Annotated in this window: 13 protein-coding genes, 1 tRNA gene and 1 pseudogene; 7 read left to right on the top strand and 8 right to left on the bottom strand. The window is 56.1% G+C overall.

Annotation, left to right across the window (positions count from 1 at the left end; translation table 11 throughout):
- Positions 1 to 196 (bottom strand): inositol monophosphatase family protein (locus VAE48_RS11570; RefSeq protein WP_322793485.1); only part of this gene is annotated, 196 nt, incomplete at its 3' end.
- Positions 197 to 284: 88 nt separating this feature from the next.
- Positions 285 to 367 (bottom strand) — tRNA-Leu (locus VAE48_RS11565).
- A 57-nt stretch (positions 368 to 424) separates the two neighbouring features.
- Between VAE48_RS11565 and ychF the strand changes: the two genes are divergently transcribed.
- Both ychF and VAE48_RS11555 read left to right on the top strand, forming a co-directional pair.
- Positions 425 to 1,495 (top strand): redox-regulated ATPase YchF, encoded by a 1,071-nt coding sequence (ychF, locus tag VAE48_RS11560; RefSeq protein ID WP_322793484.1) that lies wholly within the window; start codon positions 425 to 427, stop codon positions 1,493 to 1,495.
- Positions 1,496 to 1,613: 118 nt separating this feature from the next.
- Positions 1,614 to 2,378: an HAD-IIA family hydrolase gene (locus tag VAE48_RS11555; protein ID WP_322793483.1), complete on the top strand. Its 765-nt coding sequence runs from the start codon at positions 1,614 to 1,616 to the stop codon at positions 2,376 to 2,378.
- A gap of 4 nt (positions 2,379 to 2,382) precedes the next feature.
- On the opposite strand, the gene VAE48_RS11550 is transcribed toward VAE48_RS11555, so the two are convergent.
- Positions 2,383 to 2,865, bottom strand: coding sequence for a hypothetical protein (locus tag VAE48_RS11550; protein WP_322793482.1), 483 nt, complete (start codon positions 2,863 to 2,865; stop codon positions 2,383 to 2,385).
- Positions 2,866 to 3,008: 143 nt separating this feature from the next.
- Here VAE48_RS11550 and VAE48_RS11545 point away from each other — a divergent pair, with 143 nt between their 5' ends.
- Entirely contained in the window at positions 3,009 to 4,280 is a 1,272-nt protein-coding gene (locus VAE48_RS11545; protein WP_322793481.1) for a cysteine desulfurase-like protein, read from the top strand.
- 8 nt (positions 4,281 to 4,288) lie between these two features.
- On the opposite strand, the gene VAE48_RS11540 is transcribed toward VAE48_RS11545, so the two are convergent.
- Positions 4,289 to 4,690 carry a hypothetical protein gene (locus VAE48_RS11540; protein WP_322793480.1) on the bottom strand — a complete coding sequence of 134 codons (402 nt, stop codon included), beginning with the start codon at positions 4,688 to 4,690 and terminating at the stop codon, positions 4,289 to 4,291.
- 6 nt (positions 4,691 to 4,696) lie between these two features.
- Complete coding sequence (locus VAE48_RS11535; RefSeq protein ID WP_322793479.1) at positions 4,697 to 4,918, bottom strand: hypothetical protein; 222 nt, start codon at positions 4,916 to 4,918, stop codon at positions 4,697 to 4,699.
- Between the two features lie 203 nt (positions 4,919 to 5,121).
- Here VAE48_RS11535 and VAE48_RS11530 point away from each other — a divergent pair, with 203 nt between their 5' ends.
- Positions 5,122 to 5,475 carry a hypothetical protein gene (locus VAE48_RS11530; RefSeq protein WP_322793478.1) on the top strand — a complete coding sequence of 118 codons (354 nt, stop codon included), beginning with the start codon at positions 5,122 to 5,124 and terminating at the stop codon, positions 5,473 to 5,475.
- A gap of 101 nt (positions 5,476 to 5,576) precedes the next feature.
- Here the strand turns inward: VAE48_RS11530 and VAE48_RS11525 are convergent, their stop codons facing one another.
- The 3 genes from VAE48_RS11525 to VAE48_RS11515 form a co-directional block, all read right to left on the bottom strand.
- Positions 5,577 to 6,152 carry a hypothetical protein gene (locus VAE48_RS11525; protein ID WP_322793477.1) on the bottom strand — a complete coding sequence of 192 codons (576 nt, stop codon included), beginning with the start codon at positions 6,150 to 6,152 and terminating at the stop codon, positions 5,577 to 5,579.
- Between the two features lie 39 nt (positions 6,153 to 6,191).
- Positions 6,192 to 6,377, bottom strand: coding sequence for a hypothetical protein (locus tag VAE48_RS11520; protein WP_322793476.1), 186 nt, complete (start codon positions 6,375 to 6,377; stop codon positions 6,192 to 6,194).
- 121 nt (positions 6,378 to 6,498) lie between these two features.
- The gene (locus tag VAE48_RS11515; RefSeq protein WP_322793475.1) at positions 6,499 to 8,781 is read right to left on the bottom strand and encodes a hypothetical protein; all 2,283 of its coding nucleotides are present in this window, start codon (positions 8,779 to 8,781) and stop codon (positions 6,499 to 6,501) included.
- A gap of 144 nt (positions 8,782 to 8,925) precedes the next feature.
- Between VAE48_RS11515 and VAE48_RS11510 the strand changes: the two genes are divergently transcribed.
- From VAE48_RS11510 to VAE48_RS11500, 3 genes and pseudogenes are all read left to right on the top strand, one after another.
- Positions 8,926 to 9,789: a site-specific DNA-methyltransferase gene (locus VAE48_RS11510; protein WP_322793474.1), complete on the top strand. Its 864-nt coding sequence runs from the start codon at positions 8,926 to 8,928 to the stop codon at positions 9,787 to 9,789.
- Complete coding sequence (locus VAE48_RS11505) at positions 9,786 to 10,556, top strand: nucleoside phosphorylase (RefSeq protein WP_322793473.1); 771 nt, start codon at positions 9,786 to 9,788, stop codon at positions 10,554 to 10,556. The genes VAE48_RS11510 and VAE48_RS11505 overlap by 4 nt, the downstream gene beginning before the upstream one ends.
- 19 nt (positions 10,557 to 10,575) lie before the next feature.
- A pseudogene (locus tag VAE48_RS11500) lies at positions 10,576 to 10,863 on the top strand (hypothetical protein); the annotation flags it as partial.

The raw sequence follows: 10,863 nt of genomic DNA, 5'->3' as shown, positions 1-10,863 counted from the left end.
CTTCGGTGATGATGGTGTGATCGGGAAAACGGCTGAGGATGCGCTCCATCAGCAGGGCCTCGGATTGGTGATCGGCTTCAGTGACAATATCGGTGCTGCCTTTGAAGCGGATGGAATGATCACCTCCAAAGCGCTGGCGCAGCAAACTTCCCGCCTCGCGCGCCCACTGAATCAGGTCATTGAGTTCTGGTGACATGAGGTTCTCCTCAAAGGCTGTGCCGGGATGATTTTTAAGAAACCAGCGCCGCAGTCAGGTGCGGCGCGCAGCGTGATATAATCAGCAGTGCCGAAGGTGGGAATCGAACCCACATACCCGGAGGGTACACGATTTTGAGTCGTGCGCGTCTGCCAGTTCCGCCACTTCGGCGTGATCTAACCTGAAATATATCAAAATTCTTCGGAAGGGTCAAGGTTTCAAACCATCATGCGTTTGGGAATCATCGGATTACCTCAATCGGGAAAGACCACCCTGTTTAATGCCCTCACCCGCGGCAATCAGCCTACCGGCGTTGCCACCGGCAAAATCGAAATCCACACCGCCGTGGTGGATGTGCCGGATCCACGCGTAGATGTACTTTCCAAAATGTTCAACCCAAAAAAGACCATTTACGCCAAAGTTACCTACGCCGATATTGCCGGACTGGATGGCTCGGCGGGCAAAAGCGGCATCTCCGGCACGCTGCTCAATCAGCTGACCCAAATGGACGGTTTCATTCACGTCGTCCGTGTTTTTGAGGATGAAAATGTACCCCACCCGCAAGGCAGTGTGAATCCTGAGCGCGATCTGGCAGCCATGGATGCCGAATTTGTGCTCAACGACCTGATCGCCGTCGAGCGCAAACTGGAACGCCTGGCGGAAGAACGCAAAAAAGGCGGCGGAAGGGATCGTTCGGCAATTGAACGCGAAATTGCCCTGTTCGAGCGGCTGCATCAGGCACTCAGTCAGGAAATTCCGTTGCGCGATGTGGATATCGAAGCGGACGAGGAAAAACTGCTCTCTGGTTTTGGCTTCCTCAGCCGCAAACCGGTGCTGGTGGTGCTGAATCTTTCCGAGGGACAGACCGCCCCGGCATTGGAATACCCCCACCGCCACAGTCAGGTTGTGGCGCTACAGGCAAAACTGGAAATGGAAATTGCCCAACTGCCGCCGGAAGATGCCGCCCTGTTCATGGCAGAATACGGCATCAGCGAACCCAGCCTCAACCGGATGATCCGCCTTTCTTATGACCTGCTTGGCTTGCAGTCCTTCTTTACCGTCGGCCCGGACGAAGTGCGCGCCTGGACGGTGCGGCGCGGTGCAACCGCCCCGGAAGCTGCCGGCGAAATCCACACCGATCTGCAAAAAGGTTTCATCCGCGCCGAAGTCATTACCTACGACGATTTGATCGCACTGGGCGGAATGAGCGAGGCGCGTGCCAAAGGCAAGCTGCGCCTGGAAGGCAAAGAATACATCGTCAAAGACGGCGATATTATCAACATCCGCTTTAACATTTAACCCGATACAGGCGATTTGTTATGATCCGGTTATTAATCGGTCAAGAATCAACGTTATCGGGCGAGTACGGGCTATAATTTAACTCGGCAAGACCATTTCCTTATTCCAAGGAGCAGCCATGCCAAAAGTAAACTATTTGATTGATATGGACGGCGTGTTGATCAGCGGGCAAAAGATCATCCCCGGTGCGGATGAATTCATTGCCCGTCTGCGTGCCAAAAAGATTAAGTTTCTGGTGCTGACCAATAACCCGATCTGGACTCCTTCTGATCTCTCGCACCGCCTGCAGAACATGGGACTGGATATTGACAAAGACTCGATCTTCACCTGCGCTATGGCAACCGCCCGTTTTTTGCATGCCCAAATGCCGGGCGGCAAAGCCTTTGTGATCGGCGAAAGCGGTCTGCAGGTGGCACTGCACGAGGTGGGTTACATTCAAACCGAGTTCGACCCCGATTACGTGGTTTTGGGGGAAACCTTCAACTACAGTTTTGCCCAAATCACCAGAGCGGTGCGGCTGATCAACGCCGGCGCGCGTTTTGTGGCCACCAACCCGGATGCAACCGGCCCCACCGAAGAAGGGATTGTACCTGCCTGCGGCGCCATGGCTGCCCTGATCGAAAAAGCCACCGGCAAAACGCCCTTCTTTGTGGGAAAACCCAACCCGTTTATGATGCGCGCCGCCCTCAACTACCTTGGCGTCCACAGCGAAAATACCATTATGATTGGTGATCGCATGGACACCGATATTCTCGCTGGCATCCAAAGCGGCATGGGTACGATTCTGGTGCTGAGCGGAGTCACCAGCCGCGATATGATTTCTGCCTATCCCTACCAGCCCCAACGGGTGGTGGGTTCGGTGGCAGAGCTGGAACTGGATTGATCGCTTAAAACTGCAAACCGAAAAGACGCAGCCATGGCCGCCCGTATTCGAGGAAAGGCCATGGAATGGCTGCCAGCATCAACACAAAGGAAAGCAGGTAGCCCAGCGCCGCCCAGCGGTGCTTGAGTACATCGCTGGCGGCTTTGCGGGAGCGGGTGCGCACCACATGGGCCACCACCAGCGCAATGAACATCAGCAAAAAATGTTCAATGGCAAAAAAGCGGGTGCCGGCAGCGCGCATGGCCGCCGCAAAATCGGCCGTCAGCACCCCGAACCAGCCTTTGGAGAAGTACAGGATTAAACCCAGCAAAAGTTGAACATCAAAAAATGAGGTGTAAAGCAGGCCAAAGCGATTGTCGTCTTTATTGAAACGCCGACCGCGCAGCCAGCCGGTGAATCCGCGCACAATAACAATCACGCCAAGAATGACCAAAGCCCAGCGGGTGAGGTTATGCAGGCTCTGCAGGATCAGATTGAGGGTGGACATGAAAATTCCTCCTGTCAGGATTTTTGCTTACCGATCGTTTAATTGGATTATACTCTATCCCAAAATACAAACGCAAGAAGATCAACGCACCCACAAAACTGGCGTATAATCTTTGAAAACCGCCGCCAAAGGAGAACAAGCCTATGACCCTGGAAAGTTCCATCATCCGCAACCGCTTCCCCGCGCTGCAAAGCGGTGCCATCTTTTTGGATAACCCCGGCGGAACGCAGATCGCCCTTTCAGCCCTGGAGCGAATGGAACAGTACCTGACCACCTCCAACGCCAACCACGGCGGGGCTTTTCGAACCAGCCAGGAGTCGGATCGGATTCTGGACGCTGCCCACGCCGCCATGGCCGATTTTTACAATGCTGCCCGCCCTGAGGAAATTGTCTTTGGCAACAACATGACCAGCCTGACCCTGCACATCAGCCGTTCGCTGGCGCGCACATGGAAAGAGGGCGATACCATCGTGGTCACCCGGCTGGATCACGATGCCAACATCACCCCGTGGGTACTGGCTGCCGAAGATCGCGGCGTGCGCGTACGCTGGGTGGATTTTCATCCCGAGGACGGCACGCTGGACCTGGATGACCTGCAGGCTGCGCTGGAAGAAAAACCGCGTCTGCTGGCGGTCGGTTATGCCTCCAATGCGCTGGGCACCATCAATCCGCTGGAAGAAATCATCCCCATGGCGCATGCCGCCGGCGCGCTGGTGTATGTGGACGCCGTCCAATACGCCGCCCACGGGCCAATCGATGTGCAGGCACTCGGCTGCGACTTTCTGGTAGCCTCTTCGTACAAGCTTTTCGGCCCGCACGCCGGCATCCTCTACGGCCGTTACGATTTGCTCGACAGCCTGTTTGCCTATAAGGTGCGCCCGGCATCCAATACACCCCCCGGCAAATTTGAAACCGGCACCCAAAACCACGAAGGCATTGCCGGCGTTCTGGGGACAATGGAATATCTGGAATGGCTGGGCGAAACCTTTGGCGGAGAATTCAGCAAGGATCTCAGCCCGCACTACAAAGGGCGGCGCATGCGACTGAAACAGGCCATGGCTGCCATTCGCGCTTATGAATACCGCCTGAGCCGCAACCTGCTGGATGTGTTGAAAAGCATCCGCGGTTTGACGCTCTACGGCTTGAGCGACCCGCGCCGCATCAAAGACCGCGTGCCGACCTTCGCCTTCCGCTTGAATGGACAGCATCCGCGCGAGGTTGCCGTCCAGTTGGGCCGCGAAGATATTTATGTGTGGGACGGCAATTATTACGCCCTGGCGGTTACCGAACGATTGGGAGTGGAAGATAAAGGCGGCATGGTACGGGTCGGGGCAGTCCATTACAACACCGAACGGGAATTGAAACAATTGGGAGATGTTTTAGAGCGAATTGCCAGAACAAAAGCCGTGGCTTAAGCGCAACCCTAATCTGCCGGACTGCGCCGTTCCTTGATTCCCAGTGCCGCCCGCACGGCACGAGTGGCGCGTACCACCCCATACACTTGAAGATTGCGAATCACCGCCGCAGCCAGCTGCGGCGGTACTTCTGCATCAATTGCCAGCATTCCGACCACCCGCACATCCAGGCTTTCCCCCTTTTGAAAATGCTCTTCCAGCTCGGCACGGTTCAAGTGGACAACCCCAATGGTCAACCCCCGCCGGCGCACAATTTGATTCAGCGCCTCGCTCTGTTTTTCCAGTTGGGCGCGGGCAGCCGTGCGTAAAAAGTCAGTACGACTGGAATAGTAACCTTCCTCCACCAGCACATCAATCTGACCCAAATCCACCACACTCAGATTGATGGTGACCTTTTCGGGTTCGGGCATGGAAGTTTACAGGGGAAAACGATGGGAATCGGGTGAGATGGGAAGCGCAGTGGACAAATCATTGTCCTGTTCTTCCTGCAATCGGGCAATCCGCAGCCGACGGGGAACAGCCCGCAGCAAAGCCGGGAAGAAGTAGGCATGTGCCGGCCGAATCAGGAACGGGCGATAGACTCGCCGAACCTTCCGGATGATCAAACGAAGCGGGGAAGTTGGAGGGAGTGCCTGCATTTTATACTCCAATTAGATGTTTTTTACCATCCATTAATAGGCTATTTAGAGTATATGATTTTATTCGCGGCGTGTCAATCCAAATACCCGTTCAATTTCCCGCCGGAAGCGAATCCAGAAGCGTGCTGCGCTCCATCTGTGATAAACTCGGTGTTACACCCCATTCACCGTACGGACGTGATTCTTTCCCTGTGAGGCTGGTAATGAATGCTGAAAAATCAAAAACAAACTGGATCAGTGTGATCCTGTATGGCTTTGCCGGGCTGATTCTGGCGCTGGCGATTCTCGTGCTGATTTCTCTGATCGGGGCAGCCAGCGCACTGCCCGCCAATCAAATCTTCTTCCAGATGTTCGGTTTAGGCGAACTGGCCAACCTGATCATCCGCCCCTTGCAGTCGGCGCTGATCAACGGCGGAATTGTGCTGGCGCTGCTGATGACGGCAGTTGCGGCGCTGCTTTTTATTGCCGGACGGCTCAATTCCAATCAGGTGCGCCTCACCGAACGCGTGCGCCTGTTGGAGGAAATCATCCATGCCCAACATGCTGAAAATAAATAACAGGGACAGGAGCATCCGGGCTGATCCTGTCCCTGTGTGGATATTTCGGTGTGGGAGTTTAATGGCAGGTAATGCCTATCCCTTCCACCTTTTTAAGTCGTTCATTCATCCCATTTCAAACTGATGAGCATGTGTTCTGCCACCGAAGAAAGTGCTTCCAATTCTTCCACACTTGTATCCGCGACAAACACACCGACGATCATGTCTCCTTCAGGAGATGGAAAGGCATAAATCATTCTGAATTTGCGATCAAAGACCTCACCGGTAGCCGCATTGGTAAAGGTTTCTTCGACAATGTAGCGGTGGGTTTCCACTTCACCGACCTTGACATCCGTCTTTTCCAATACCGATGCCCCTTCGTTGTACAACCGGGTCTCTGCATCCTGCCCCGGTTTAATCCAAGCCGCTGTCACACCTGCCAAAGTTTTGCCGTCGTTTGGGGATAGACTGCCGCCATTACCCCACCAGTCCCAGCCTTCCGGCAATTCAAATCGCACGGCAACAGGGCCGGGCAGGGCAAACTCTTTGTACACGATTGTTTCAGGGCTATTCTGCGGAGGGAGCGAGCCTGCTTCAGATGCTGCTGCACTCAAACCGCTGCAGGCACTGAACATCATCCCCAATATCAACAGCAGAATCATCGAAAAAACACGGTTACCAAAAAATTTGTCATTCATTTTTTTCTCCTTGTTCGAAATTATGGACGGTAGACGAATTTACATACCGTCTTGTTCCCTTTTTTGCTTTATGAAGCCCGAATACCCGCCAAATGGCCGATCAAAACTGGACGAATGGACAGGTTTGCCTGAAAACTTCTCTAAAGGTGCATCCATCTTTCCTTCTTTGTTTCTTAACGTGGGTTCGGGATAAGCACAACCCTTGGTGAGCAGCGAAATGGACACCCTTCCACCTCCCCCAATATCGCTTCTGCAATATTGGGGGAGGCGCAGGAGGGGGCCGAATTCTGAAATCGGATGCAAAAAGGATTTATCCCAAACTGACATTTCTTATCTCAAGGTGATTTCAACGCACGCTAATGTGATTGACTGCAATCACCCCGGCCGGCGTGCGGTCGAACACCAGCCGCACACCGGCAAGCGCGTTCAAATCCAGCAGCGGGTTAACTTCCACAAACCACCCCAGCGGGAAGTCAAAGGTTTGAAAAATCGGTTCGGAGAGCGGCGTGGCGTGCATGAAGGCTGCTTTGGCAAAAATTCCGCGGATTTGCGGCTGAAGCAGGGCATAGCGGCTGAGCGGCAGGCGCGCTGTGTTTCCCTGCCGGTCGAATACCTCAATACTGAAATCCACTGGCTGCACCTCACCCGACTGCCGCCCGGCGGACTGCCCCTCCGGCTGCGGCGATTCGTTGGCATCTGCCAGCGAAAGCGATAATACAGGCTCATCCGGTAGGGAAAGCCCGCCATCCGGCAGGAAAAGGGTATAACTGGCGGGAGAAAATGAGGCAGCGTCCCAGCCCAGATAAACCGCTTTGAAACCAAAACCTCCCCACTTTCCCTGTACGACTTGTTCACGCCAACGGGTCAGGTCGTTCCCCTTCAGCTCCGCGCCGGGCAGGGTGGCAGTGGTCAGGTCAATATCCTCATGGAAATCTGCCAGCGCCAGCGTACGGCTGTCCTGATACTGGTAGAGGTAAAGCGTATCCGGCAGCCAGTCCCGTCCGCGGCGCAGGTCTTGAAACAATGGCCGATAAGCCCTTTCCCCGCGCAGGGTATCTTCCAGAAATGCACTGATCAGCACCTGAGCAATGCGTTGTTGTTCGGTTTGTGGAAGCAACTGTCGCAGGTTATACAGACGGGGGATGGGTTCTGCAATGTCCTTGTTGCCCCACACACTGTTAAACTGCCCATGATTGGCGCCATAAATGTAAACGGCTGACTTGAAAAAGTCATCCTGCCCGCTGAAGGTTAACCGCTCAAACGGCGCCGCGCCCATCATCGTCAGCACGTCCATATCGTGCGAACCGTGCAGCAGCAGGTAATTGACATCCTGCAGCGGAGTCGGCAGTCCGCCGGGTTGATACTGCCCATCGGCCGGCGCCAGTGCAATCAGCGAGCGAATCTTGAACCCGTAATCGAAGGACAGGGCGGCGTTATCGGGATAATGGGAAAGACGATTGAAAGCCGCAGCAATGACAATGGCTTCCCCGCCGCGGGAATGTCCCAGCAGGGCAATCTGATTCAGGTCAACCCGCTGGTAAAACGGGTTACCGGGCTGTTCGTTCCATGATTGCCACAGGCGCAGATGTTCCAGCACCAGCCAGCCGCGCGCATCCGATTCCCCTTCCAAACGGTTAAAGAACAGCACATCGCCCCACGCTGAAATGTTGAGAAAATTCTCATCCACCGCCACAAAAATAAAGCCGCGCGAAGCCAGCAATTCCCCTAAATAGTCGTAACCACTTTCCGAGGTCTCTTCCATCGGATGATTTCCATGTACGGCAATCACCAGCGGAAAACGACCCTCCGCCTGCGGATACCACACCCGGCCATTCAGAGGGAGTTCGGCGGGGGAAAAGCCCCAGTAAGCCGTGCGCAGGCTTGACCAGCCCTCCAGTAAAAGCGAAGCGTCCACGCTGGGGGTCAGCAAGGCAGCCCCTTGAGCATATTCCTGACGGAGTTTGTCCTGTCCGCTGCCGTAGGTAAGCAGTGCAACCGGATAAGCACCCGGCCGAGCGGGGTCGGGCAGATTCAACGGCTCAACTGGAGAGGGGGCTTGCTCACCTGCATGGGCTGGCAACTGTACGGGGCTGCCCTGCCAGCCAAGAAATACCCCCACCCCAACCAGAACGACCAGCCCCAGACTCAATTCAGCCGCAAACAGAGCGCTTTGAAGCCGACTCCGGCTGGCGGATGCCCGGCTCAACAGTCCCACCGCCCCACCGCCGAGCAGCGCCGCGCCCACCAGAACGGCAGCCAGCACAACGGCCAGTCCCGGCAAAAGCGGCAGGCTCAACAAAGCCAGCACAACACCGGAAAACAGGGCAACCAGAAGGGCATACCGAAACCTGAGCGGCAGTTTTCCCAGCAACATGCCCATCCCAAACAACAAACCTGCCGCAATCGTGACCAACCCCATCACACCGGCTGAAACCGCCAGCCAGATCCCCGCCCCGCCGTGCCGGGACAGGAAGAAGCCCGTCAATGCACTGATCAGTAAAAATGCCGCCAGCACACTGCCGGCCGCCCCGCGCCATGCCGGTGAAGCGGGTGATTTTAAGCGGAGGGCTGGGGAGGACTGGTTTTTGGATGGGAGGGAATATTTTTCAGGTATTTGAGGTTGATTCATGCGTACTTCCTTTCCAGGCAAACCTGACCACTCTCCCATCGTAATGCGATGAAAACCCAAATACCTCCGGCTGGTGGATAAATTCTTCCTGACTGAATGGGCAGGCGGACAATCCTCCCGGCGAACTAAGGGTAAAATTAGGCTATGCCCTCCAACCGCATTTATTTTGGCGATAACCTGCCCATTCTGCAGTCGCTCCCTTCAGGCAGCGTGGAATTGATCTACATTGACCCGCCTTTCAACACCGGGCGGGTACAGCAGCGCGTCCGCCTGCGCACGCAAAGCGACGGCAGCGGCGATCGGGTTGGTTTTGGCGGGCGGCGTTACCGTACGGTACGGCTTGGTTCCCATTCGTATGCGGATATTTTTGATGACTATCTGGCCTTTCTGGAACCCCGCCTGCGCGAAGCCTACCGCCTGCTGCAGCCCAACGGCAGTTTGTACTTTCACATTGACTACCGCGAGGTGCATTACTGCAAAGTGCTGCTCGATCAGATTTTCGGGCGGGAGTGCTTCCTCAACGAGATCATTTGGGCGTATGATTACGGCGGGCGCACTCGCCGCAAATGGCCCCCCAAGCACGATAACATCCTCTGGTATGCCCGTGACCCGCGCCATTATATTTTCAATGTCGAGAAAATCGAGCGCATCCCTTACATGGCGCCGGGACTGGTGGGCGCAGAAAAGGCCGCGCGCGGCAAACTGCCAACCGATACCTGGTGGCATACCATCGTACCGACCAACGGCAAGGAAAAGACCGGCTACCCCACCCAAAAACCACTCGGCATCCTGCGGCGCATCCTTCAGGCTTCTTCCACACCCGGCGGGCTGGTGCTGGATTTCTTTGCCGGCAGCGGCACCACCGGCGCGGCGGCGCTGGAACTGGGCCGGCGCTTCATCCTGATTGACAATAACCCGCAGGCCATGGCCATCATGCAGCAACGGTTTGCAGGCATTGATGACATTGAATGGATCAACTGGCAAATTTCTCAACCGGAGGCGGAGTGAACGAAAAACCGACTGCACCCATCCTCGAATTTGACCCCACCGAGCAGGCAATTTTACAACCGCACCCTGTCCAACTATCACAGGCGGCACCCCCGCGCGCCGTGCTGTGCTTTTTTCAGGATGTGATTAACCGCCTGCGCCGTAAAGGCCGATTGAAAGTCATCGGTCGGCTTAAGTCGGAAATTGGCCCAAACCCGTTGTATGTGCTGGAAGAAAACGGCCAGCCGTTGCTGGTCGCTCATCCCGGCGTGGGTGCGCCGCTCTCGGCCGGTTTTCTGGAAGAAATCATCGCGCTGGGGGTTGACCGCTTCATCGCTGCCGGCGGCTGCGGGGTGATTGACCATTCGATAGACGCCGGCCACCCGCTGATATTGACCAGCGCGGTGCGCGATGAGGGCGTTTCGTACCATTACCTGCCGCCCGGCCGGGAAGTGAGCGCCAGCCCGGCAGCGGTGGCCGCCTTGCAGGCAACCCTGGAAGCGGCAAACATGCCTTACAGCCTCGCCAAAGCATGGACAACCGACGGCATTTACCGCGAAACGGTGGCGCGCCGCGCGCGCCGTCTGGCAGAAGGCTGTCAGGTGGTCGAAATGGAAGCGGCGGCTTTCTTCGCGGTGGCGCAATTTCGCCGGGTTACTCTTGGACAGCTGGTGTACGGCGGCGATCTGGTCGTGCCGGAGGGCTGGGACAGCCGCAGCTGGCACAAACGCGCCGATGACCGCGAACGCATCTTCTGGCTGGCGGTGCAGGCCTGCCTGCGTTTATAAAATGTGATATAAAAAAGACATGCTACCACCCAACGCTCAAATGCCGCAGATGGATTATGACCCGACCGCGCTGGTGTTGTTCGGCGGGGGCGGACACGGTAAAACGCTGATTGAACTGGTGCGGGCGGTTGGGGCTTATCACTGGGCAGCAGTGGTAGATGACGGCTTAACCCCGGGCAGCGAAGTGCTGGGCGTGCCGGTGGTCGGCGGGGCTGAAGCGCTGCCGGGTTTATTTGCGCGCGGCATCCGGCTGGCCGTCAACGGCGTGGGCGGCATCAACCACCCGGAAGTGCGCCTGAAAGTGTTT

Origin of the sequence: Bellilinea sp. (genome assembly GCF_034432615.1) — a bacterium.
In the GTDB taxonomy this organism is placed as follows: Bacteria; Chloroflexota; Anaerolineae; order Anaerolineales; family Anaerolineaceae; genus Bellilinea.
Note: the sequence above shows the minus strand (reverse complement) of the source record. Positions and strands in the feature narration are given on the sequence as shown.